The sequence below is a fragment of the Caballeronia calidae genome (assembly GCF_900044055.2).
Taxonomy (GTDB): Bacteria; Pseudomonadota; Gammaproteobacteria; order Burkholderiales; family Burkholderiaceae; genus Caballeronia; species Caballeronia calidae.
The window spans coordinates 13,443-38,047 of the sequence record NZ_FCOX02000056.1 but is presented as its reverse complement, the minus strand read 5'-3'; the positions used below and the strand labels follow the sequence as shown (position 1 = coordinate 38,047).

Here is a 24,605-nt window from a genome sequence, read left to right as displayed (position 1 = left end):
ACCGATGAACTGAAAAACGGCACCGCGAGGTGCCGTTTTTTTTACATCAGAACAGGCGCAACAACCCGTCCAGCCCGACGAAGTTGAACGCGACGCTCGCCGATTGCCGCACGACCGGCTTCGCGCGAAACGCCACCGACAAACCCGCTTCGGCCATCATCTTGAGATCGTTGGAGCCGTCGCCCATGGCGATCGCGCGCTTCGGATCGATGCCGATCTTCCCGCACGTCTCGACCAGCGTGCGCGCTTTTTCGTCGGCGTTCACGATGTCCCCGACGACCTTCCCGGTCAGCTTGCCATCGACGATTTCGAGCGTGTTCGCGCGCGTGTAATCGAGCCCGAGGCGCGCTTTGAGGCGCTCGGTGAAGAACGTGAAGCCGCCCGACACGAGCAGCGTCTTCAGGCCGGCTGCGCGCGCGCCTTCGAGCATGCGTTCCGCGCCGGGCGAAAGTTGCAGCCGTTCCTCGTAGACGCGTTCCAGCGCGCTCGCGTCGAGCCCCTTCAGAAGCGCGACGCGGCGCGTGAGGCTCTCGTTGAAATCCTTGATCTCGCCGCGCATCGACGCTTCCGTGATCGCCGCGACCTCGGCCTTCAGCCCGCAAAAATCCGCGATTTCGTCGATGCATTCGATCGTGATGAGCGTCGAATCCATGTCCATCGCGACGAGGCCGAAATCCGCGAGATTCGCGTTCGGCTCGACATAGGCGTAATCGAGCGCGTGCGCGCCGCAATAGGCGTCGATATCGGGACGCTGCAGCGGATCGGCGTCGATCAGGCGCAGGAGCGTGTCGTCGACGCGCCGGGTCTCGCGCGAGCGGGCGAGCGCCGCGAGAGGCCGCAGATGCGAATCGGAGATCGGGGCGGGGCTTTGAATGACGAGGTTCATCGGAGGCAAAGGCGCAGAAAGGCAGCGCAGAAAGGCAGGAAACCGTCATTGTAAAGAACCTTCAGCGCTGCACGTGCGCCGGATCGACGTCCCAGTAAGGCGGCTCACCGAACCGGGCCGCGAGAAAGTCGATGAACGCGAGCGTCTTCGGCGGCACGAACGCGCGGCTCGGGTACACGGCCCAGATCGCGACGGTTTGCGCGAGCGGGTAGTCGTCGAGCACGGTGACGAGCTCGCCGCTTGCCAGCAAAGGCGCGACGCTCCATGTCGATTTCAGCCCGATGCCGATGCCCGCCGCGAGCGCATCGCGGATCACTTCGCCGTTGTCCGTCGCGAGCCGTCCGGACACGCGCACGTCGATCACGCCGGTCGGCGTTTCGAAGCTCCAGTCGCGCTGATCGGCGAGGATCACGCATTCGTGCTCCGCGAGATCGGCGGGATGACGCGGCGTGCCGTGCTCGGCGAGATACGCAGGCGACGCGCACAGCACGCGCCGGTTGCTCGCGAGCTTCTTCGCGATGAGCGTCGAGTCCTTCAGCGCGCCGATACGGATCGCGAGGTCGATGCCTTCATCGACGAGATCGACGATCTGATCGGTCATGCGCAGATCGACGCTCACGCCGGGATACTCGCGCAGAAACGCGGGAATCAGCGGCGAGATGTGCTGACGGCCGAGCGACGAGGGCATGGTCACGCGCAGGCGGCCGTGCGGATGCTCGCGCGCCCGCCCGACCGACGCGCGCGCGGCTTCGGCGGCGTCGAGCAACTCACGTGCGTGGGCCGCGAAAATCTCGCCTTCCTGCGTGACGGAGACGCGCCGCGTCGTGCGATGCAGGAGCCGCGCGCCGAGCATGCGCTCCAGCGCCGCGATGCGCGCGCTCGCCACCGCGGGCGACAGCCCGAACTCGCGCGCCGCCGACGACAGGTTCGCCAGCGCCGCCGCGCGCATGAAGAGGCCGACGTCGAGCAGATCGAGACGCTCGCGCGTGGCCCCGTCCATTGGTGGATCGCTCGCCATTCGATGGATTTCCCGAAAAATGTTTCAGCGATTATGACGGTTTTCCAGATGCCGGACGCGCACTAACATCGAGGCAAATCCACTCGACGGAGCACAAGCATGAAAGCCATCGGTCTCACCCGTTATCTTCCGATCTCCAATCCCGAATCGCTCATCGATATCGAACTCGATAAACCCGCGCCCACCGGCCGCGACCTGCTCGTGAAAATCGAGGCGATCGCCGTCAACCCCGTCGATACGAAAGTGCGCGCGCCGAAGGACAAGGTCGAGGAAACGCCGCGCGTGCTCGGCTGGGACGCGGCGGGCGTCGTGGAAGCGGTCGGGCCGGACGTCACGCTCTTCAAGGTCGGCGATCCGGTCTATTACGCGGGCGACATCACGCGCCAGGGCGCGAACAGCGAGTTTCATCTGATCGACGAGCGTATCGTCGGCGCGAAGCCGAAGTCGCTCGACTTCACCTGCGCGGCCGCCTTGCCGCTCACGACCATCACCGCGTGGGAAGCGCTCTTCGAGCGGCTCGGCGTGTCGGCGGAAGGCAAGGACGCGGGCAAGTCGGTGCTGATCATCGGCGGGGCGGGCGGCGTCGGCTCGATCGGCATCCAGCTCGCGAAGCGCGTGGCGAAGCTCCAGGTGATCGCCACCGCGTCGCGGCCCGAATCGGCCAGGTGGGCGGAAGACCTCGGCGCGGATCACATCGTCAATCACTTCGAGGACATTCCCAAGCAGATGAAGGACATCGGCTTCCCGCAAGTCGATTATGTGCTGATCTTCAACGACACCGACAAGCATTTCCCCGCCGCCGCCGAAGTCATCGAGCCGCAAGGCGGCATCTGCACGATCGTCGAGAATGCGAAGCCCGTCGCGGTGGAACTGCTGAAATCGAAGAGTGCGGCATTCCACTGGGAGTTCATGTTCACGCGCGCGATGTTCAAGACGCCGGACATGATCGAGCAGCACAAGCTGCTCTCCGAAGTGGCGCGGCTGATCGACGCAGGCACGATCCGCACGACGCTCGGCCGCGATCTCGGCAGGATCGATGCCGCGAATCTGCGCGAGGCGCATCGCCTGCTGGAAGAAGGGCGCACTGTCGGCAAGATCGTGTTGACCGGTTTCTGATCGCGTTGACGAACGTCATCGACGTTGCCGGGGACTCGGGTTTTCCATGAGCAGGCCCCGGCGCGCGCGGCGCTAGACTGACTCGGCCTTTCAGCATTCCGGCGCGGTTCAGTCGCGCCGGACTTCCCAAGCGCTCGTTACGGAGGTGGCGGCATGAATCGTCGTTCGATCGTTCGTCGCATCGTTCCCGTCGCCGCGCTCGCGATGTTCGCCGCGACCGTCCACGCGACGCCAGGCATCAAGGTTCTCTCCGAAGCGCCCAATGACGGACCCATCAAGTACACCGTGAAGATGGTGTCGAAGAACTTCGGCAACGAGCAGGAAACGCGCACCATCCGCTCGGGCCAGACCGACGACTTCACATGGCAAGGCTCGCCGCCGAGCGGCGCGCAGGCCGTGCCGGACGGGTGCCCGGAGGCGGCTTCGGTGCCCAAGAGCGCGGACGGGCAGGCCGTGCGCCAGGTGCAGATCCGCTTCGCGCCGGTCGTCGCCGACAACGGCTCGGCCAATGTGCAGATCAGCTTTCGCGCCTACGCGCCAAAGGGCACGAACAAGGTGACCGTGGGCGGCAAGAGTCTGCAATGTCCCGTCGACACGCGTCTGAGCCAGATCGTGCGTTTCTCGATGCCGACTTCCACCGGTTCCAAAAAGACCGTCACGCTCGACGACGGCACGCAGCTGACCGTCACCGCGAGCCGCAAATAACGCTCAAGTCCGCCTGCGATTGCCGACGCGCCGGCTCAGGTCGGCGCTTTTTTCCTGGGCTCGATCGCAACTAACCGTCTTTTTCTTCAGCGCCCTCGAAATGAGATCACGGCAACGCACAGCCGTTCTCATCAGTAAAGCTTACAGATGCCCGGGTTGTAGCGCTTCGCGGATTAACGCATCCGCCCAGTCATGAAGCGGATCAGCGCCTGCGTGCCGCTTGGCACGCTTCGTGCGATTCCTGTCGATACCCCGCCGGCCACGCGCGCAGAGAACGCTTCGACGCAAGGCCGCGGGCGTTTCCATCGACTCGATCGACAGCGAAGGTGCCGTGATGCCGCACATGATCTGGAAAGGCGCGATCAGCTTCGGGCTGGTCCACGTGCCCGTGCAACTCTATCCGGCGACGCAGTCGGAGAAGGTCGGCTTCAACCTGCTCGACAAGCGCTCGATGGACCCGATCGGCTACAAGCAGATCAACAAGAACACGGGCAAGGAAGTCACGCGCGACAACATCGTGCGCGGCTTCGAGTATGAGAAGGGCAAGTACGTCGTGATGACCGACGCGGAAATCCGCGCGGCCAATCCCGAATCGACGCAGACGGTCGATATTCTCGCCTTCGTCGATGCGCCCGAGATCTCTTTCCTCTCGCTCGATACGCCTTACTACCTCGCGCCCGATCGCAAGGGCGAGAAAGTCTATGCGCTGTTGCGCGACGCGTTGAAGGACACGGGCAAGGTCGGCATCGCGAGCGTCGTGCTGCACAACAAGCAGCATCTCGCGGCGCTGATTCCCGTGGGTCCGGCGCTCGCGCTCAACACCTTGCGCTGGGGCGACGAAGTGCGCGACTTCACCCAGTTCAAATTCCCCGACGAAGACACGAAGAAAGCGGGTGTCACGCCGAAGGAACTGGAGATGGCGAAGCGCCTCATCGACGACATGAGCGACACGTGGGACCCGACCAAGTATCACGACACTTTCAGGGACGACATCATGGCGCTCGTCGAAAAGAAGGTGAGGGAAGGGAAGGTCGCCGAGGTGATGAAGATCGAGGAAGGCGGCGAGCAAAAGGCCTCCGCCGACATTCTCGACTTGTCCGAGCTGCTCAAGCGCAGTCTGAAGAAAGGCGGCGCGGCGGCGAAGCGCGGCGCGAAGGCCGCGCAATCGGACGACGACACCGGCGACGACACCGGCGAGGAAACGGCGCGTCCCGCACGCAAGACGACGCGCCGCAAACGCGCATGAGGCGCGCGAGCGCATGAACCACGAAGCACACGACGATGGCAGAGAAACTCGAAACCTATCAACGGATGCGGCGCTTCGACGAGACACCGGAGCCGCCCGGTGCCGCACGGCGCAGCGCCCGCGCGAAGAAGCCCGCGGCTCACGCGTTGTCCTTCGTGATCCAGGAGCATGACGCGCGACGCCTGCATTACGACTTTCGCCTCGAACTCGAAGGCACGCTCAAATCGTGGGCGGTGCCCAAGGGACCGAGCCTCGATCCGTCGGTGAAGCGTCTCGCGGTGCATGTCGAGGACCATCCGATCGACTATGGCTCGTTCGAAGGCGAGATTCCCGAGGGCAACTATGGCGCGGGAAGCGTCATCGTGTGGGACCGCGGCACGTGGGCGCCGCAGTCGGGCAGCGTCGCGGAAGCGGCGCGCGACTACGAGAAGGGCAAGCTCAAGTTCACGCTCGACGGCGAAAAGCTGCACGGCGGATGGACGCTCGTGAAGAGCCACATGCGCGGCAGCGGCGACAAGGAGCAATGGCTGCTCATCAAGGAGCGCGACGACGCAGCGCGGCCCGAAGCCGAATACGACATCCTGCTGAAGAAGCCGGGCAGTGTGCTGTCGACATCGCTCGGTGCGCGCGACGAGAGCGGCGCGCTGCTCGAACGCGCCGAGCGCAAGGCGGGCGCGAAGAAAACGCCCGCGCGCAAGCCGGCGAGCAAGAACGCGGATGGCCACGCGCATCCGGACATCGTCGCGAATCGCAGCGCCGAATCTCTGCGCACCTTGTCGCACGATCCGGCGATCGAAGGCGCTGTTAAAGCGAAGCTGCCCGCGACCTTCAAGCCGCAACTCGCGACGCTCGTCGATGCCGCGCCGCCCGGCGACGATTGGGGATACGAAATAAAGTTCGACGGCTATCGCGTGCTCGCGCGCATCGAGACGATCGAGGGCAAGCGCGACGTGCGCATCTACACGCGCAACGGCAACGACTGGACCGCGAAGTTCTCGAAGCAGGTGAAGGCGCTCGACAGCCTCGATATCGAAAGCAGCTGGCTCGACGGCGAAGCGGTGGTGCTCGACGAGCGCGGCCTGCCGGATTTTCAGGCGCTGCAGAACGCGTTCGATGTGGGCCGTCCGCAGGACATCGTCGTGTATTTCTTCGACGTGCCCTATCTCAACGGCTACGACCTGCGCAACGTGCCGCTCGTGCAGCGCCGCGCGATCCTGAAGGCGCTCATCGAGCCGGTCGACGATCCGGTGCTGCGTTATTCGCAGGACTTCGCCTTTCATGCCGACGAACTGCTCAAGAGCGCGTGCGACATGGCCCTCGAAGGCATCATCGGCAAGCGTCTTGATAGCACGTATGTGTCCGGGCGAAGCAACTCATGGATCAAGCTCAAGTGCCGCCGCCGGCAGGAGTTCGTGATCGGCGGCTATTCGGAGCCGTCGGGCAGCCGCGGGCAGTTCGGCGCGCTGCTGCTCGGCGTGTACGACGCGCACGGCAAGCTGCAATATGCCGGCCGCGTGGGCAGCGGCTTCGGTCATGCGACGCTCGTCGCGGTGAAGAAGGAACTCGATAAACGCGAGACCCCGCGCATGCCGTTCGCAAGCGAGCCGCAGGAGCGCAGCCGCACGCCCGTGCATTGGGTGAAGCCGGAACTCGTGGCCGAATGCAATTTCGCGGAATGGACCAAGGAGCGCATCGTGCGACAAGCATCGTTCGTCAGTCTGCGCGACGACAAACCCGCGCGGCAGATCGTGAAGGAGGAGCCGGCATCGGGTAAGGCCGTCGAGGCCGATCATGAAGAGGCGGCGGCGAAGAAGCCCGCGCGCAAGACGGCTTCGAAAACCGCCGCAACGAAGACAACCCCGGCGAAGACACCCGCAGCGAAGACCACGCGCTCGCGCGCGAACGCAGCGGAGATCGAAGGCGTGAAGATCAGTCATCCCGAACGTGTGATCGACAAGTCGACGGGTCTCACGAAGCTCGATGTGGTCGAGTATTACGGATCGGTCGCCGACTGGATGCTGCCGCATCTGAAGGACCGTCCGGTGTCGCTCGTGCGCGCGCCCGAGGATATCGGCGGCGAGCTGTTCTTTCAGAAACACAGCGCGAAGCTCGCGATTCCGCATATCACGCAGCATCCCGATATCGATCCGGGGCATCCGCCGCTGCTCACGATCGAATCGTCGCAGGCGCTCGTCGGCACCGCGCAGATGGGCACGATCGAGCTGCATACATGGAACGCGGTCGCGTCGAACATCGAGAAGCCGGATCGCATGGTGTTCGATCTCGATCCGGGCGAGGGCGTCGGCTGGGAACGCATGATCGAGGCCGCGAAGCTCACGAGGGAACTGCTCGCGGAACTGGACCTCACGTCGTTCTGCAAGACAAGCGGCGGCAAGGGCTTTCACGTGGTCGTGCCGCTTGCGAAGCACGCGGGCTGGGACGAGATGAAGGCGTTCTCGCAGGCGGTCGCGCAACACATGGCAAGCACGCTGCCGAAGCTCTTCTCCGCGAAGATGGGCATGCAGAACCGCAAGGGCAAGATCTTCATCGACTATCTGCGCAACAACCGCGGCTCGAGCACGGTCGCGGCGTTTTCTTTGCGGGCGCGTCCGGGGCTCGGCGCATCGGTGACGCTCACGTGGGACGAGCTCGATGACGTGAAGAGCGGCGATCAATGGAACATCGGCAACGTGCGCGCGCGGCTCGATGGGTTGAAGAGCGATCCGTGGGCGGGCTACGACAAGGCGCGTCAAAGACTCACGGCCGAGATGAAGAAGCGGCTCGGCATCGGCAGCTCGCGCAAGTGAGCGCTCAAACAGGGAGACAATCATGAAGCAGGCCAGCACGGCACCGCAAAGCGCGCCCGAGCGCGGACGCGAGATGGCGAGCAAGGACCGCGAGACGCAGGCGCACGACGATGCATCGAATGCGCCGCTGCCTCACGAAGCGGATCAGAACGTCGAATCGCAACATGAGGAGGACGCGCGCGAGGTCGGCAAGCAGGCGCATGAGGACATCGAGCGCGGTCTCGTCGATACGGACAGAAGAGGCGGCGACGACTATCAGCGCCACACGCAGCGCGACGAACAGGTCAACGTGAACAGCGGCGAGGGCGGCGCGCGCGAGCGATGAACCGAACGGTGAAAAGCCCCGGCGAATGGCACCGTGCAGTGCGGTTGCGTAGAATGATTCGTTGATCAGGAGCGGGTCTGGGGAGGCAACGTTTGCTGCGTTCTTTCTACCGATGCACGCAAGGCGTGACATGCGCGAACCGGTAAGCCCTTCCGATACTTGCCTTCTTTTGCCCGCCTGACGGCCCCAAGCCAACACAACGGAACATGCCACTCGATCTTCTGTCCCGCCTGAAGCACGAAACCGCCGCTTGCCATGCGCGGCTCGAAAATGCGCTCGACCTCATGCGGGACGATCTTCAACGAAACGAGTACATCGCGCTGCTCGAACGCTTCTATGGCTATGTCTCGCCGTGGGAAGACGCCGCGGCCGCATGCATGCCCGCATCGCTCGCGGGCTTCTTCGATGCGCGCCGCAAGGCGCCGCTCCTCGCCGCCGATCTCGCCGCGCTGACGGGCGAACGGCTCTCCGCCGATGCCGTTCCGCAGGCCGATTCACGCCATGACCTGCCGCGCATGCGCAACCTCGGCGATGTCTTCGGCTCGATGTACGTGATGGAAGGCAGCACGCTCGGCGGGCGTTTCATCGCGCCGCATGTGGCCGAGCATCTCGATCTCGAGCCGGGCCTCGGCAATGCGTATTTCGACGGCTATGGTCCGCGCACGGGCAGCATGTGGAACGCGTTTCGCGAAACCGCGACGACCTCCGTTCCGGAGATTCAGTACGACGATGCGGTGAAGGCCGCCATCGATACGTTCGACAGCCTGCACGCGTGGCTGTGTCCCGAAGCCGCCGGTCTCGAGCCGCTGCAGCCGGCACCGGGAGCGGCTTCATGAGCGATCCGGAAAGCGAACCCATCGGCGCGAGAGCTTTGCACGAGACGTCGCTCGGACCGCCCGATGCCGAAGCGCGCCGCCGCACGCTCAGCTCGGGCGTCGCAGACAAGGACTGCGACGCCGAGCCGATCCACATTCCCGGCGGCATCCAGCCACACGGCTTTTTGCTCGTCCTCGCCGGCGATCTCAGCATCGTGCAGGCGAGCGAAAATCTTTCTTCGCTCACGGGCGCGAGCGTCGGCACCTTGCTCGGCCAGCCGCTCGATGCCGTGCTCGGCACGCAGGGCGCGCAACGCGTCGCGAAGGCGGTCCTCACGTCCGCGCTCGACGATGCGCCGCTTTATATCGGCGCGATCGACGTCACGCCGGCGATGCGCTTCGATGTCACGCTGCATCGTCATGACGGCGCGCTGATCGTCGAGATGGAAGCGGCCGCCGCGACGAACGATGCGTTCGCGTCGATGTATCCGCTCGTGCGCACGTTCGCGCGCGGGCTTCAGGACGCGGCGAGCGTTCAGGCGTTGGCGGAACTCGCGGTGCGCGAAGTGCGCGCGCTCACGGGCTTCGGCCGCGTGATGCTCTACAGCTTCGATGAAGAAGGCCGCAGTCACGTGCTCGCGGAAGACCGCGACTCTCGCTACGCATCGTTTCTGCACCAGTTCTTTCCCGCGTCGGACATTCCGCGGCAGGCGCGCGCGCTGTATCTGAAGAACCGCATCCGCCTCGTCGCGGACGTGAACTACAGGCCCGCGCGGCTCGTGCCGAACGTGAATCCCGTCACGGGCCGTCCCACCGATCTCACCTACGCAACGCTGCGCAGTTTCTCGCCCGTGCATCTGGAGTACATGCGCAACATGGGCACGCATGCGTCGATGTCGGTGTCGCTCGTCGTGCGCGGCCAGTTGTGGGGACTCATCTCGTGTCACGATCATGACGCGCGTATCGTGCCGTTCCACATGCGCGTCGCGGTCGAGCATCTCGGGCACATGCTGTCCCTGCAGATCGAGGCGAAGGAAGAGCGCGCCGAAGGTGAATATCTGGCCGCGCTGCGCCGCACGATGGGCCGGCTCATCTCCGCGATGGGCGAGCATGAGAACTTCGCCGCCGGCTTGCAGGCAACGCCGAAAGACATGTTGAGCTTCGCGCGCTCGGCGGGCGCGGCGATCGTGTTCGACGATCAGGTCACGCTGCTCGGCTCGACGCCCGACGAGCAGACCGTGCGCGCGCTCGCGCAATGGCTCGCGGAGCATACGTCCGGCGTATGGGCCACGGATTCGCTCGCGCGCGAATGGCCGCCTGCCAAGGCGCACGAGGACAAGGCCTGCGGCGTGCTCGCGGTGCCGGTCTCGCAGATCTTTCGCCACTACCTGCTCTGGTTCCGGCCCGAAGTGATGCAGACCATCAAGTGGGCGGGCGAGCCGGTCAAGATCGAAAGCGCCGATGGCGCCAGCGCGCCGCGCACGAGCTTTTCGCCGTGGCTCGAAACGGTGCGCGGGCATTCGTCGATATGGCGCCAGGGCGAGCTCGAAATCGCGGGCGAACTGCGCGGCGCGCTGCTCAACATCGTGCTGCGCCGCGCGGAAGAGCGCGCCGAGCTCGCGACCGAACTCGCGCGCGCGAACAAGGAACTGGAAGCGTTTTCGTATTCGGTGTCGCACGATCTGCGCGCGCCGCTGCGCCATATCGCGGGCTACGGCGATCTCCTGCGCGAGCAGGAAGGCGAGCGCATGTCGGAGAAGAGCCGGCGCTTTCTCAACAACATGCTCGATTCGGCGCGCTTCGCGGGCACGCTCGTCGACGATCTGCTGACCTTCTCGCAGATGGGCCGCGCGGCGCTCAGGCCCGCGTCGGTCGATCTCAACCTGCTCGTGCGCGGCGTCGTGCAGGAGTTCGAGGTGGAAGGCGCGGGGCGGCGTATCGAATGGGTGATCGGCGAACTGCCGCACATCACCGGCGACGCGGCTTTCCTGCAGCTTGCGTTGCGCAACCTGATTTCGAACGCGGTGAAATATACGCGAACGCGGGAATCGGCGAAAATCGAGATATTCGCCAGCCGAAGCGGCGACGAATACGTGATCGGCGTGCGCGACAACGGCGTCGGCTTCGACATGAAGTACGGCGCGAAGCTGTTCGGCGTGTTCCAGCGGCTGCATCGCGCGGAAGAGTTCGAAGGCACGGGCATCGGGCTCGCCAACGTGCGGCGCATCGTCGAGCGCCATGAAGGGCGCACGTGGGCCGAAGGGCGGCTGGGAGAGGGCGCCGCATTCTATTTCTCCCTGCCGGTCGAATACCGCAACGCGAGTGGAACGTCAGGGACGCAGGGTGTGCGCCAGCCTGGCGTATCGACAAGAAAGCCAAGAAAAAACCATGCTTAAACCGATATTGCTCGTCGAAGACAATCCGAACGACCTCGAGCTGACGCTCGTCGCGCTCGACAAGAGCCAGCTCGCGAACGAGGTGATCGTGGCGCGCGACGGCCAGGAAGCCATCGACTATCTCACCTGCGAAGGCGACTGGAAGGCGCGTGCGCCGGGCAATCCCGCCGTGATCCTGCTCGACCTGAAGCTGCCGAAGATCGACGGCCTCGAAGTGCTCGACATGATCCGCTCGAATGCGTCGTTGAAGAGCATTCCCGTCGTCATGCTGACGTCATCGCGCGAGGAGCAGGATCTCGTGCGCAGCTACGAACTCGGCGTGAACGCGTACGTGGTGAAGCCGGTGGAATTCGCGGAGTTCGTCGAGGCGATCGGCGATCTCGGCGTCTTCTGGGCCGTGCTCAACGAGCCGCCGCCGGGCTCCACGCGTTTTCGCCGTCCGCCGTCCGCGCAATGACCGCTGTGCCCATGTCCGCGAACTCGTCCCGTGTCATGCGCCCGAAAGCGTCCTTCGAAGAGGACGTGTAGATCATGCAGCCTCTGCATCTGCTTCTCGTCGAAGACAACGCACTCGATGCGGAGTTGACGATCGCCCAGCTGGAGCGCGCGGACTACGCGGTCGATGCGTCGATCGTGTACGACTCGGCCAGCTTCATCGCCGAGCTCGATCAAAAGCGTTTCGACGTGATCCTCGCCGACTTCGTGATGCCCACGTTTTCCGGCATCGAGGCGCTGACCATCGCGAGCGAGCGAACGCCTGACACGCCGTTCATTTTCGTGTCGGGGCTGCTCGGCGAGGAGCATGCCGTCGACATGCTCAAGCGCGGCGCGACCGATTACGTGCTGAAGCAGCGCCTGCAACGTCTGCCCGCCGTCGTGCGCCGCGCGATGCGCGAGAGCGCCGAGCGCGCGCAACGCATCGCGGTCGAGCGGGCGTTGCGCGAGACGGAGACGCATTTTCGCCTGCTCGTCGACGCACTGAAGGATTACGCCGTCATCACGCTCGATCCGGAAGGCCGCATCCGCACGTGGAACGCGGCATCCGAGCGCATTCTGGGCTTTCCCGCGCAGGACGTGCTCGGCCAGTCGGCGAACATCTTCTATGCGCAGGAAGACCGCGAGGCGGGCGTGTTCGAGGACGAGCTCGACACGGCGCGCCGCGAAGGCAGCGCGAGCGACGACCGCTGGCTGTGGCGCAAGGACGGCCATTCGTTCTTCGCGTCGGGCGTGACGACCGCGATCCGCAGCGAGCATGACGAGCTGATCGGCTTCTCGAAGATCGTGCGCGACGCCACCGATGCCCACATGGCCGCCGACGCACTGCGGCTCGCGAAGGATCAGGCGGAATCGGCGAATCGCGCGAAGGATCATTTTCTCGCGGTGCTGTCGCACGAGTTGCGCACGCCGCTCACGCCGATTCTCGCCGCGGTGCGCCTGCTCGAAATGAAGCACGCGCTGCCGCGCGAGGCGCATCCGACACTCGATCTCATCCGCCGCAACGTCGAGCTCGAAGCGCGCCTGATCGACGATCTGCTCGATCTCACGAGCATCGCGCGCGGCAAGCTGTCGCTCAATTTCGCGAGCGTCGCGCTCGATACCTTGCTGACGAGCGCGCTCGACATGTCCGAGGCCGATCTGCGCGCGAAGAGCCTCGCGCTGGAGACGCATTTCGACGCAGGCCGCTTCGTCGTGCTCGGCGATGCCGCGCGGCTTCAGCAGATCGTCTGGAATCTGATGAAGAACGCGGTGAAGTTCACGCCGGCGGGCGGGCGCATCCACGTGCGAACGTGGAATCCGGACCCGGCGACGATCGCGGTATCGGTGACAGACAGCGGCATCGGCATCAGCGCGGAAGCGTTGCCGCGCATTTTCTCGGCGTTCGAGCAGGCCGACGATTCGATCACCCGCTCGTTCGGCGGCCTCGGCCTCGGCCTCGCGATCGCGAGCACGCTGGCGCAGAAGCACGGCGGCACGCTCTCGGCGTACAGCGAAGGCCGCGACGCGGGCGCGCGCTTCACGCTCACGCTGCCGCTCGCGAAAGTGCAGCCCGCGCGCGAGGACCAGCCGCTCGTCGAGGCGGCGAACCAGGAGCACGGGCGCGCGCTCAAGGTGCTGCTCGTGGAGGACAACGAGCAGACGTCCTCGGCGATGGCCGAAGTGCTCGAAATGCTCGGCCACGAAGTGACGGTCGCGGTGACCGTCGCGGAGGCGCTGGAGCGCGCGCAGAGCGGTCCGTTCGATCTGCTCGTCAGCGATATCGGCCTGCCGGACGGCAGCGGACTCGACATCGCGCGCGCGTGGCAGACCTTGCAGCCGGAGAAGCCGTCCGTCGCGATCACGGGCTACGGCATGGATGAGGACATCCGCCGCTGTCGCGAAGCGGGTTTTCGCGATCATCTGACCAAGCCGGTGAACTTCTCGCGGCTCGAAGCGCTGATTCAATCGCTGGCCGAACAGCATTCGAAATAATCCATCCTCGCGTGCCGGTACAAGAAATTTGACGTCCGCGTGCGCGTTCGTGTCGATTGACGGACCCCGCGTTCGTTGTAGGGTATGAGGGCCGCGCCGAACCCGGCGCGCCTCGTTCACTACACGGAGCCAATATGTCCACTTCCGCCGTCAAGCCGATCCCCGAAGGCATGCATTCGCTGACCCCGCATCTCGTCTGCGCGGGCGCCGCCGATGCCATCGAGTTCTACAAGCGTGCGTTCGGCGCCGTCGAGCTGGGCCGCCTTGCGGGCCCGAACGGCAAGATCATGCACGCGCAGGTCAGGATCGGCGATTCCGCGCTGATGCTCGTCGATGAAGATCCCGCCTACGGCATGATCGGCGCGAAGGCGCTGAAGGGTTCGCCCGTCACGATCCATCTGTACGTGGAGGATGTCGACGCCGTCGTGCGCCAGGCCGAAGCCGCGGGCGCGAAAGTGACGATGCCCGTGGCCGACATGTTCTGGGGCGACCGCTATGGCCGGCTCGAGGACCCGTTCGGGCATCAATGGTCGGTCGCCACGCACCAGCACGAGTGCAGACCGGAAGACATCGAGAAGGCGATGGCCGCCATGTCCCGGAAAGACGCGTGACTTTTCCCGCCTGACGAAAACGGAGCCAATCAATGAACAAGATTTCGCCCTGTCTATGGTTCGACGGCAACGCCGAGGAAGCCGCGAACTTTTATCTCGGCGTGTTCCCGAGCGCCCGCATCAAGGAGATCATGCGTCATACCGAATCCAGCCCGGGACCGGCCGGCAGCGTGCTCGCCGTGCTGTTCGAACTGGAAGGCGAGGATTTCATGGCGCTGAACGGCAACTCGGATTTCAAGTTCACGCCGGCCGTTTCGATGTTCATCAAATGCGAGACGCAAGCCGAGATCGACCATTACTGGGACAAGCTGATGGACGGCGGTCAGTCGATGGCATGCGGCTGGCTCACGGACCGCTTCGGCGTGACGTGGCAGATCGCGCCGACGCGTCTGCTCGCCATGTTGCAGGACCCCGATCCGGTCAAGGCGGATCGCACGATGAAGGCGATGATGGACATGATCAAGCTGGACATCGCCACACTGGACCGCGCCTATAGCGGTGAATGACAGCGGTGAATGACAGCGACGATGACGCGCGTGCTCAGGGCGCGCGCTTTCGGGCCTTGCGCTCCACGAGCTTCGACGCCATGAACCGATGGTCGGCGGAGAAGAGCCGCCGATACGTCAGCACGACGGCGCCGACCACGCCGAGCCCGGAAGCCGCCGCGATCAGAAACATGATGACGATCTGATAGCGCACCGCCTGCAACGGCGACTGCCCGGCGAGCACCTGGCCGGTCATCATGCCCGGCAGGCTGACCAAGCCGACCACCGCCATCTGGTTCAGGGTGGGAATCATCCCCGCGCGCACGGCATGGCGCGCGGGCCCTTGCGCGGCTTCCCAGCGCGATGCGCCGAGCGCGAGCGACATCTCCACCGCCGCGCGTCCGGCGGTCAGTTCTTCCGTCATGCGCTCGATGCCGAGCGACACGCCCGTCAACGTGTTGCCGAGGATCATGCCGAGAATCGGAATCGCGTATTGCGGCTCGTACCACGGATGAATGCGGATCACGACGAAGAGCCCGAAGGCGCCGATCAGCCACGAGCTGCCCCATATCGACAGGATGCTGTCCGTGCGCTGTCCCGCGTAGCTGCGCCGCCCGCGATTCGACGCCGCGAGTCCGGCGATGACGGTCATCAGCGCGATCAGCGGCAGCACGACATACCAGCGGTTGAACGCGAACACCCAGCCGAGCACGTAGCCGATCAGGAGCAGTTGCACGACGGTGCGGATCGCGGCGACGAAGAGCCTGCGCTCGAGACCGAGATCGAGCGCGACCGACAGCGCGCCGTTGATGACGATCAGCGCCGCCGCGAGCCCGATGTCGAAGAGACCGAGGTTCTGATAGCCGTTCATTGCACGTCGCCTCCGAGCACGCCGGCGCTCATCGTCAGATGACGCGTGGCGACGCGGCCCGCCTGTTCCGGATCGTGCGATACCCAGATGGACGCGCGTTCTTCGCCGCCGTCGAACCAGGCCGAGACGAGCGCCTCGATCGAACGGGCCGATGCGGGATCGAGCGATGCCGTCGGTTCATCGAGCAGCAGGACATCGGGCGCGAGTTGCAATACGCGCACGAGCGCCGCGATCTGCGCCTCGCCGCCGGACAGGTCGGCGGCGAATTTGTCGAGGAAGTCTTCGCCCCGTCCGGCCGCCTGCGCGAGCCGCATGGCGGTGTGACGGTCGAAATGCGTATCCCCATAAGTTTTGAGCGTGAACGGATAGCGCAGATTGTCCTCGACGGTGCCGTCGAGCATCGCGGGCCGCTGCGCGATATACGCGGCGCGCCGCCGGTACGCCGGAATGCGCGCCCGCGCGATGCGTGCGCCGCGCCAGGTGACGTATCCGGCGTCGCACGCGTCGAGCAGCGCGAGCGTGCGCAGAAAGACGCTCTTGCCCGAGCCGGACGGGCCCGTGACCGCGGCGCGCTGGCCCGCATACAGCGTGAAGTCCGTCGGATGCAGAAGCACGGCGCCACGAATGGCATCGCGGCGCATGACGCCGTGCGCGGCGACGAGCTCGATCGAGGGGACGGCGGACATCGTTTTTATGGGGGCATGTTGTTCTTCGAGCGCACATCTTACGGACATTCGGCGTTCAGCGTAGATCGCCCCGCGCCCGACGACGCCCGCACGCGGGCACACGATGTGCTGCCGCACACATAATCAGAAAGAACGGATGGAGCCGTTATGGCGCAGGCCCGGATGAGCGGAAAAATCGGAAGGATCGTCGCATGGTTTTTTGCCGTTCTGGCGGTTCTGATTGCAATCCTCGTAGTGATCTTCCTGACCTTCGACTGGAACCGCCTGCGGCCGTGGGTGGATGACAAGGTATCGGAGGCGATCGGCCGGCGTTTCGAGATCACCGGCGATCTGAAAGTCGGCTGGCAGCGGCCACCGAACGAAACGGGCTGGAAGCGCTGGGTGCCGTGGCCGCGCTTCTCCGCGGAAAAGATCACCATCGCGAACCCGGACTGGGCGCGCCAGAAGTTTTTCGCGACGCTCGACGAAATCGATTTCCAGGTGGCGATGCTGCCGCTGCTCGCGCACGACATCGTGATTCCGGCGATCAATCTCGTGAACCCGTCGATCGATATCGAGCGGCTCAAGGACAATCGCAACAACTGGACCTTCAAATTCAAGCAGTCGACCGAGCCGTCGACATGGAATCTGCGGCTCGGCGACGTCTCGCTCGCGAAAGGCACCGTCGACGTGCACGATGAAGTCACGAAGGCCGAGATGCAGGTCGTCGTCGATACGCTCGGTCAGCCCGTGCCGATCGGCGAAGTGATGAAGCAGCAAGAAGCGGCGTCCGCGAAGTCGTCGGCGGAAATGGTCGGCAAAAGCGGCGCGGCGAAGCTCGACAAGCAGGCCGACGCGGCTGCGGCGTCCGAAGCCTCCGCGGCGTCGGCGGCGTCGGCTGCGGCGGCGGCGAATGCATCGGCGCCCAATCCGGCGAGCGTGTCGGCGAATACGAGCATCACGACGAAGGAAGGGCCGAAGCCGCCCATTCCGCCTTACGCGTTCGGCTGGACCGTGAAGGGTACGTACAACGGCGGCAAGGTGTCGGGCGACGGCAAGCTCGGCGGCGTGCTCGCCGTGCAGGACGCGAAGCGGCCATTCCCCTTGCAGGCCGATGTGCGCCTCGGCGATACGCATATCGCGTTCGTCGGCACCGTGACCGATCCGGCCCATCTCGCCGCGCTCGATCTGCGCCTGTGGGTGCAAGCCGTGAGCATGGCGCATCTCTATCCGTTCACCGGCGTGCCGCTGCCCGAGACGCCGCCTTTCGCGACCGAAGGACGCCTGACCGGCCAGTTCCGGGAAGACGGCAACGTGTTCCACTACGAGAACTTCACGGGGCGCGTGGGCGGCAGCGACATCAACGGCTCGCTCGTCTATGCGGGCAAGAAGCCGCGTCCGTTGCTGAAGGGCGAGCTCGTGTCGCATCTGCTGCAGTTCAAGGATCTCGCGCCGGTCATCGGCGCCGATTCGAACAAGAGCAAGGCGAAGCGCGGCGAGACGCAGAAGCAGCCGTCGTCGAAGGCGCTGCCGACCGAGGAGTTCAAGACCGACCGCTGGAAGGCCATCGACGCCGATGTGAAGTTCACCGGCCAGCGCATCGTCAAGGACCCGGATCTGCCGATCACCGACCTGTACACGCACGTCCTGATGAACGATGGCGTGCTGTCGTTCGAGCCGCTCAAGTTCGGCGTGGCGGGCGGGGCGATCGCGTCGAACATTCATCTCGATGGCAGCGCCGCGCCGTTGAAGGGCCGCGTCTCGGCGCAGGCGCGGCATCTGAAGCTGAAGCAGCTGTTCCCGACGGTGAAGACGATGCAGTCCGCGCTCGGCGAAATCAACGGCGACGCTGCGCTCTCCGCGACCGGCAACTCGCCGGCGGCGCTCGCTGCGACATCGAACGGCGAGGTGAAGGCGCTGATCACCGAAGGCACCGTGAGCCGCCTGTACATGGAGGCGGCGGGGCTGAACGTGGCGAACGTCGTCTACGAGAAGCTCTTCGGCAAGCGCGACGTGAACATCAACTGCGCGGCGGCGGATTTCGTCGTGACGGACGGCGTGCTCGATTCGCGCGTCTTCGCGCTCGATACCGACGACGCGGTGATCAACGTCGACGGCACGATCAACATGAAGACCGAGGACATGGATCTGGGCATCCATCCGCATACGAAGGGCTTCCGCGTGTTTTCGCTGCGCTCGCCGCTGTATGTGAAGGGCACGTTCAAGGATCCGAAGGTGGGCGTGAGCGTGGGCGCGCTCGCGGCGCGCGGCGGGGCGATGGTCGGGTTGGGGCTCATCAATCCGTTCGCGGCGCTGATTCCGCTCATCGCGCCGAGCAACAACAAGCCGCTTCCTTGTCATCAGATGCTCGCCGACATGAGCCGCGCACCGACCGCGCCGCCGCCGGGACAGAAGGAAAAGGCGAAGGCGGCGCCGGCTTATATGTCGTCGGATGCGGCGGCTGCGGATAAGGCAGCGAAGAAGCCTGCCGCGCCTGCGGCGCCCGCAGCGGCTAGCGCGGCACAGTATCGGGGGAGTTGAGGGAGGACGGATTCCCACCCCATCTTGCCGGCCGAGCCTTGCGAAAGACGGCGCAAGAACTTGTCCCCACGAATTGGGGAACACCCTGTTGAAAACGCCTCGAAAAGTCTGCTAAATCCCTGACGCGGAAGGAAAAGCGTCACGCGCTTCACGACGCGTCACTGCGCGTCGGAGTCTGCATAACTTATCCCCAGCGCAAGGGGAAAGGGCTGTGGAAAACCACTGGGCGACTCACCTAGATTCTTGATTTCGCGCCGGAAACCCCGCCCGGCGCGGATCGCGTCAGTGTTCCGCTCTCTCGTGGCGCTTCGAATCGATGCCCGACTTATCCACAATTTCTGTGGATAGCGATGTTGAAAAGCATCGCGCATCCATGTTAAGTCGTTGATGAAGAACGATTTGTATGAACTGACCGCTGCGGCGCGAAAGTGAGCGAAGCGAGCACGGGCGACGCCCGGCGCGCTCACGTCACCCTGTGCCGGAAGCTAGACCGATATCCCGGGACCGCCGTTGCTGCCCAGCAATTGCTCCACCGAATCCGCGTCCTTGTAGTCCTGCTCGGGCAAGCCGTCGAAGAGCGTGATGACGTCGTTGGAGACGCCCGCATCGCGCGCCGCATCGACGATCGCGTCCTTGTTGGCGGGATACTTCACGAGGCGCAATACCTGCGTGATCTCGTCGTCGATCGGCTCGTCGTTCAAGGCGTGATTTGCGTGCGTGTCGGTCATGGCGAGGTCCAGTGTCGAGTCGGTGGGAAGGAGGGCGTCAGGTCTGCACCTGGATCGGCTGGCTCGCCATGCCGTGGCTCGGCGTGCGCGACTTCGGCAGCGGCACGTGACGCCAGCGCGCGTGATCGAGATCCTGCGCCGAGACTTCCGGCGCGGGCGGCGCGACGGGCGCGGCATTCACGCGCAGCGCGGCGCGCGTGGCGGCCACGCCGGCAGGGGAAACATCCGTCGAGCTCGTGTGCAGCGGCGCCGCATAGCACGAGACCGAAACCAGGGCCATCGACAACAACGTTGAGGTCTTCATCGGGCAACCCCTCCTCTGTCAAGCAGCGAGAATCATCAAGCAATGGCTATGCCGATGAACACTCACGCTGCCCGCCATGCGCGCGGTCCTCCCGGACGTCTTGCGCACGGGCGCGACGATCGGACGTCGCGCGGAAACACTTCGAGTGAATTGTGAAGTCGGTCCGACTCGCGCGAAACACGCGCGCACGCGGTGCTGCGCGCCGCGAAATTGCACGGCTGCGCACTTTCAGCGCGATGTCGGATTCAAACGGAAGTATGCGTCCAGAAGCGAGGTTTTGTACACGACGCCGAGCAGCAACGGCTGCGTCTTTTTTTCGATCACCGGCAGCCGTTCGCCCTGGAACGCGAGGAAGTGCTGGAGCGCCTCGCCGAGCGACATGTCGGGCGTGAGCACGTCGAATTGCGGCTGGAGATAGTCGGCAGCGGTCTTGGCGTCGCAGCCTTTGTCGTCGAGCAGATCGGAAGTGATGTTCTTCAGCGCGACCACGCCCTGAAAGCGCCCGGCTTCATCGATCACGTACAGATACTTCACCGGATATTCGAGGAACACGCGCGTCATGTCCTTGATGTTCGCCGTCAGCGGCACGACGGTATCGGCGGGCTTGACGAGCTCGCGCATCTGCGTGGCGGCGAGACGCAGGCGCTCTTTTTCCTCGCGATTGCGGCGCAGCGTGACTTCGTACATCGAGGTCTGCTCGGACGTGCGCGCGATGAAATACGCGATCACGCACGAGAGCATCAGCGGCAGCATGACCTGATACGAAAGCGTCATCTCGAAGATCATCAGGATCGCCATGAGCGGCGCGTGCGTGGCCGCGGCGAGAAACGCGCCCATGCCGACCATCGCGTAAGCGAAGGGCGCCGACGTGTGATCCGGCCAGATCGCATGCGCGCCGAGGCCGAAGAGACAGCCGAGCACCGCGCCGACGAAGAGCGTCGGTGTGAAGATACCGCCGACCGCGCCCGAACCGGCGGTGGCCGCCGTCGCGATGATCTTGAAGACGAGCACCGTGAGCAGCGCCGTCCATGTCCATGGCTCGTGCAGCAGCGAGTTCACGACCTCGTAGCCGTTGCCCCACACTTCGGGCCACCAGATCGAGATCACGCCGACGATCAGGCCGCCCAGCGCGAGGCGCACGGGTAGCGGCAAGGGCAGCGTGGAGAAGCGTTTTTTGGATGCCGCGAGCAGCCGCAGGAAATGCGGCGCGAGCACGCCGCACAAGAGCCCGAGCAGGACGAAGAGCAGCACCTCGACGCCCGTGACGGTCGGGAACACGGGCATCTCGTACGGCGGCCTGTAGCCGGCGAACTCGCGCATCGTGATATTGGCGACGACCGACGAGACGACGATCGGCCCGAAGCTTTCCATCGCCATCGAGCCGAGCACGAGCTCGGTGACGAAGAACGCGCCCGCGATCGGCGCGTTGTACGCCGACGTGATCCCCGCCGCCGCACCGCACGCGACGAGCAGCCGCAGGCGCGGCGGATCGAAGTGCACCCAGCGCCCGATGAGCGACGACGCGAGCGCGGCGAGCTGCACCATCGAGCCTTCACGGCCGATGGAGCCGCCGCTCGAAATCGTGATCAGCGAGGACAGGCTGCGCCATACGCTCTGCCACACGGGCACGACGCCATCGCCGATGGTGACGGCTTCCATATAGTCCGTGCTCGCGTTCTTGCTGGCGCGTTTGCGCGCGATCAGCAGACAGAAGCCCGCGATGAGGCCACCGACAGCCGGCAGCAATATGCGCGCGGGCCAGGGCAGATCGCGGGCGAGCGCGACGAGACCTTCCGAATGATTGCCGAGCAGCCGCTGCAATAGCTCAATTCCTTCGCGAAAGACGGAGGTCGCGAACGCCCCGGCCACGCCGACGACGACCGCCCAGACGAGCATCGTATGCGAGTCCGACAGACGGAACAGCCGTTGGGCGCGCGTGCGCAGCTTGAGCAGAAATGAGAGCACTTTTGCGAAAACGTGGAAAGCTTAGAAGGAAATGGAATAAGGGAGTGGCAAGGATAGCATTGGAAGGGCGGATCTACGGTACACGATCGACGGTCGCAACGACTTCGCCAGAACGCGAGAGCGGGCGCATTGCCCGCTCTCGCTGTGTGTGTTACCTGGGTGCTTTCTTTGCCGTGTAAGTGGCTTTCACTTCTTTGCCGTCATCGGATCCTAGGTCCAAGATAAGGAAGATCGGCGCGTTGTCCGTGGGTTTTGCCTGGCCTTCACCCGTGCCATACGGATCTTCTGACCCATATGGGCCGATCAGCATCCACGCGCCGCCGTACGAACCGCCGCTCCCCCACATATTCTCATTGTAGAGTTCGGCGCCGCCAAATTCGAAAAGGCGTCCGCCGCCGCTATATTGCGTCACCATCACATAGACGCGATTGTGGATCGCAATCGTGTGGTAAGGCGCTTCGGTCGCCGACACTGGATCCAGATTGACGACAATCGGCAGGAAATAGGGCGCTTTGGACGTCAGTTCGACCGTTTCACCGTACTTCACGTGGCCGCCATTGATGTATGGCCGGACGTTCACGTCTGCGTCAGTACCATTGCTCGAAACAATGTTCACGTAGTAGAAACCGGGCTTCGGATCCCACACCATGCAGTTGTAAACACCGAAGTCGCCAATGCGGCAATCGGTCCATGTCTGGTCGAATTGCGATCGAATGCGCGCCTTGCTCGCGGCTGATACATCGAGTCTCAGCAATTGGAGATTGTCGAGCGCCGGCACCTTGTAGGTGGCGCCATTCGCAGCATCGGCTTTCACGTTGACCTCGCCGGTCACGGGCAAGTCGCCATCGACGGGCAGGGGCAGGCTCGCAAGCGCCTTGTCCGCATTGATGAGACCCGCGCCGCATCCTTCCGGACAGCGATCGCTCATCGAGGTTGCCGTAGACGCCAGATAGCTCCTGATCTGATCGACCGTCGAAGACGGCTGCTGTTCCAGCAGCAGTGCGACCACGCCGGCCGCGTGAGGCGTCGCCTGCGACGTTCCGGACATGTAGCCATAACCCTCGCCCTCCGGGCCTTTGGCGCCCGCATTGACGGTGGAGAGAATGGTGTCGCCGGGCGCCATTACATTGACCAGTGAACCGAAATTCGAGAACCAGGCGCGGTTGCCGCTCGAGTTGGTCGCACCGACGACGATGATCCCTTGGCAGGCAGGCGTCGAATAGGTCTGCGACGCATCGATACTATCATTGCCCGCAGCCTGCACGATAATCGCGCCGTTGCTTCGGGCTATATCGATCGCATCCTGATTGGTCTTGCTGCATTGCCCGTTGCCGCTGATGCTGAGATTGATCACCTTGGCCGGGTTGGGATTGTCCGGAACGCCAGGAACCGAGCCGCCCGAGGCCCATACGATGGCGTCGTTGATATCGGAAGTGAATCCGCCGCAGCGTCCCAGGGCACGCGCGGGCAAGATCTTGCTGTTGAACGCGGTACCTGCAACGCCGACGCCGTTGTTGGTTTTGGCGGCGATGATGCCTGCTACGTGCGTGCCATGCCAGGTCGAATCGTGAACGTAATAGGGACCGCCGGACGCCGGACAGGAGTCACCGATTTGCAGCCAGTCGCCCGGGTCCGAGGCATCGGCGGAACGGCCGCTTCTGTTCCGGTCGAAGGTTGCGTTGGAGATGAAGTTGTAGCCGGGCAGCACTTGCCCGGCGAGGTCGCTATGCTCGGTAATCCCCGTATCGACGACCGCGACGACTACGCCCTTTCCGGTGGCCTTGTCCCACGCGGCCGGCAGGGAAATGCCCGTTGCTTCGCCCGACATGCCCCACTGTTGGCCGTACTGGGCGTCGTTGGGCACGAGCGCCGGATGCACGATCAGATCGGGCTCGATGTACTCGACGTCCGGATTCTTCAGATACTCGACCATGAACGCTTGAGCTTCCGAGGCGCTCATGCCCTTCGAGGTCTGGATGACGTGCCCGCGGGTGCCGGTGATGCTTCGTTCCTGAATGGAGATGCCTCGCGCGCTCGCCACGCGGGAGTTGTTGGATGCGGCCGCCGCGGTGTCATTGCTCGAACCCTTGAGCAAATTGCTCTTGCGGTAATAGACGATGAAGCGATCGTACTGACCGTCCTCGAGAATTCCGCTCACGCTGGTGCGCGAAGCATAGCCAGCGGGAATCTCGTTGGCAGCGGCTTTCGCCGTCGACTTGAGTTGCGATGCGGAGTTCTGCACTTTGACGGTCGACTGCGGTGCGATGCTGCTGCCAGTGCCGCCTCCGCAGGCGCCGAGAACCGAGACTGCGATTACGGATAAACAGGCGAGTTTTATTCTCATTTTTGTTCGATACTTTTGTGATCGCTGTGACAGCGAGTGGGATTAGGATGTTCGATTTCTCATGGTCTCTCGACCATTTCCTCTCTTCAGATAGGATTTGTTCTATTCGAGCTATAAAGTAATCCGAATAAATCGGAATGCTTTATACCTTGCAAGGTGCTAACTGACAATGAGGGTTAAGTCAGAAACAGCGCGTGCGAGTAATTTTTTACAGTGGCGTAGTTGCGGTGAAACGCGAGAAAAAGCGGCCGAGTGTCAGAAGAAAGGGTTATCGATGCGGCGAAGAAAAAAGCCAGTGCCGGCCTCGC

20 protein-coding genes are annotated in these 24,605 nt (G+C 64.2%); 12 read left to right on the top strand and 8 right to left on the bottom strand.

Annotated elements, in window-relative coordinates; translation table 11 throughout:
* Nucleotides 1-46: 46 nt before the first annotated feature.
* Both serB and AWB78_RS32840 read right to left on the bottom strand, forming a co-directional pair.
* On the bottom strand, nt 47-886 hold the full coding sequence (gene serB / locus AWB78_RS32845) for a phosphoserine phosphatase SerB (RefSeq protein ID WP_062610794.1): 840 nt from the start codon (nt 884-886) through the stop codon (nt 47-49).
* A gap of 61 nt (nt 887-947) precedes the next feature.
* Entirely contained in the window at nt 948-1,904 is a 957-nt protein-coding gene (locus AWB78_RS32840) for a LysR family transcriptional regulator (protein ID WP_062610793.1), read from the bottom strand.
* Between the two features lie 99 nt (nt 1,905-2,003).
* On the opposite strand from AWB78_RS32840, the gene AWB78_RS32835 reads away from it, so the two are divergent.
* The 11 genes from AWB78_RS32835 (at nt 2,004) to AWB78_RS32785 (ending at nt 14,900) form a co-directional block, all read left to right on the top strand.
* Nucleotides 2,004-3,020, top strand: coding sequence for a zinc-binding alcohol dehydrogenase family protein (locus AWB78_RS32835; RefSeq protein ID WP_062610792.1), 1,017 nt, complete (start codon nt 2,004-2,006; stop codon nt 3,018-3,020).
* Nucleotides 3,021-3,173: 153 nt separating this feature from the next.
* Nucleotides 3,174-3,725, top strand: coding sequence for a DUF6013 family protein (locus AWB78_RS32830; RefSeq protein ID WP_062610791.1), 552 nt, complete (start codon nt 3,174-3,176; stop codon nt 3,723-3,725).
* Between the two features lie 334 nt (nt 3,726-4,059).
* The gene (ku, locus tag AWB78_RS32825; protein WP_062610802.1) at nt 4,060-4,971 is read left to right on the top strand and encodes a non-homologous end joining protein Ku; all 912 of its coding nucleotides are present in this window, start codon (nt 4,060-4,062) and stop codon (nt 4,969-4,971) included.
* Nucleotides 4,972-5,006: 35 nt separating this feature from the next.
* Nucleotides 5,007-7,778, top strand: coding sequence for a DNA ligase D (gene ligD, locus AWB78_RS32820; protein WP_062610790.1), 2,772 nt, complete (start codon nt 5,007-5,009; stop codon nt 7,776-7,778).
* A gap of 22 nt (nt 7,779-7,800) precedes the next feature.
* Complete coding sequence (locus tag AWB78_RS32815) at nt 7,801-8,103, top strand: hypothetical protein (protein WP_062610789.1); 303 nt, start codon at nt 7,801-7,803, stop codon at nt 8,101-8,103.
* A 206-nt stretch (nt 8,104-8,309) separates the two neighbouring features.
* On the top strand, nt 8,310-8,939 hold the full coding sequence (locus AWB78_RS32810) for a biliverdin-producing heme oxygenase (protein WP_062610788.1): 630 nt from the start codon (nt 8,310-8,312) through the stop codon (nt 8,937-8,939).
* Complete coding sequence (locus tag AWB78_RS32805) at nt 8,936-11,314, top strand: ATP-binding protein (RefSeq protein WP_062610787.1); 2,379 nt, start codon at nt 8,936-8,938, stop codon at nt 11,312-11,314. Before AWB78_RS32810 ends, AWB78_RS32805 begins: the two co-directional genes overlap by 4 nt.
* Nucleotides 11,307-11,771, top strand: a complete 465-nt coding sequence (locus AWB78_RS32800) for a response regulator (RefSeq protein WP_062610786.1) — start codon at nt 11,307-11,309, stop codon at nt 11,769-11,771. The genes AWB78_RS32805 and AWB78_RS32800 overlap by 8 nt, the downstream gene beginning before the upstream one ends.
* A 74-nt stretch (nt 11,772-11,845) precedes the next feature.
* On the top strand, nt 11,846-13,783 hold the full coding sequence (locus AWB78_RS32795) for a hybrid sensor histidine kinase/response regulator (protein WP_062610785.1): 1,938 nt from the start codon (nt 11,846-11,848) through the stop codon (nt 13,781-13,783).
* Nucleotides 13,784-13,917: 134 nt separating this feature from the next.
* Nucleotides 13,918-14,394 (top strand): VOC family protein, encoded by a 477-nt coding sequence (locus tag AWB78_RS32790; protein WP_062610784.1) that lies wholly within the window; start codon nt 13,918-13,920, stop codon nt 14,392-14,394.
* Between the two features lie 32 nt (nt 14,395-14,426).
* Nucleotides 14,427-14,900, top strand: coding sequence for a VOC family protein (locus AWB78_RS32785; RefSeq protein WP_062610783.1), 474 nt, complete (start codon nt 14,427-14,429; stop codon nt 14,898-14,900).
* 34 nt (nt 14,901-14,934) lie between these two features.
* Here AWB78_RS32785 and AWB78_RS32780 read toward each other — a convergent pair whose 3' ends face one another.
* Together AWB78_RS32780 and AWB78_RS32775 are read right to left on the bottom strand one after the other, a co-directional pair.
* Nucleotides 14,935-15,750 carry an ABC transporter permease gene (locus AWB78_RS32780; protein ID WP_062610782.1) on the bottom strand — a complete coding sequence of 272 codons (816 nt, stop codon included), beginning with the start codon at nt 15,748-15,750 and terminating at the stop codon, nt 14,935-14,937.
* A complete protein-coding gene (locus AWB78_RS32775; protein WP_062610781.1) occupies nt 15,747-16,436 on the bottom strand; it encodes an ABC transporter ATP-binding protein in 690 nt (229 codons plus the stop codon). The genes AWB78_RS32780 and AWB78_RS32775 overlap by 4 nt, the downstream gene beginning before the upstream one ends.
* Nucleotides 16,437-16,583: 147 nt before the next feature.
* On the opposite strand from AWB78_RS32775, the gene AWB78_RS32770 reads away from it, so the two are divergent.
* The gene (locus AWB78_RS32770; RefSeq protein ID WP_062610780.1) at nt 16,584-18,956 is read left to right on the top strand and encodes an AsmA family protein; all 2,373 of its coding nucleotides are present in this window, start codon (nt 16,584-16,586) and stop codon (nt 18,954-18,956) included.
* A 485-nt stretch (nt 18,957-19,441) separates the two neighbouring features.
* Here the strand turns inward: AWB78_RS32770 and AWB78_RS32765 are convergent, their stop codons facing one another.
* The 4 genes from AWB78_RS32765 to AWB78_RS32750 all read right to left on the bottom strand — a co-directional run bounded on the left by AWB78_RS32765 (nt 19,442) and on the right by AWB78_RS32750 (nt 24,297).
* Nucleotides 19,442-19,684: a DUF2795 domain-containing protein gene (locus AWB78_RS32765; protein ID WP_062610779.1), complete on the bottom strand. Its 243-nt coding sequence runs from the start codon at nt 19,682-19,684 to the stop codon at nt 19,442-19,444.
* Between the two features lie 37 nt (nt 19,685-19,721).
* Nucleotides 19,722-19,988 (bottom strand): hypothetical protein, encoded by a 267-nt coding sequence (locus tag AWB78_RS32760; RefSeq protein WP_062610778.1) that lies wholly within the window; start codon nt 19,986-19,988, stop codon nt 19,722-19,724.
* Between the two features lie 228 nt (nt 19,989-20,216).
* Nucleotides 20,217-21,953 (bottom strand): ClcB-like voltage-gated chloride channel protein, encoded by a 1,737-nt coding sequence (locus tag AWB78_RS32755; RefSeq protein WP_062610777.1) that lies wholly within the window; start codon nt 21,951-21,953, stop codon nt 20,217-20,219.
* 151 nt (nt 21,954-22,104) lie between these two features.
* Entirely contained in the window at nt 22,105-24,297 is a 2,193-nt protein-coding gene (locus AWB78_RS32750) for a S8 family peptidase (RefSeq protein WP_082883511.1), read from the bottom strand.
* Nucleotides 24,298-24,605: the final 308 nt, after the last annotated feature.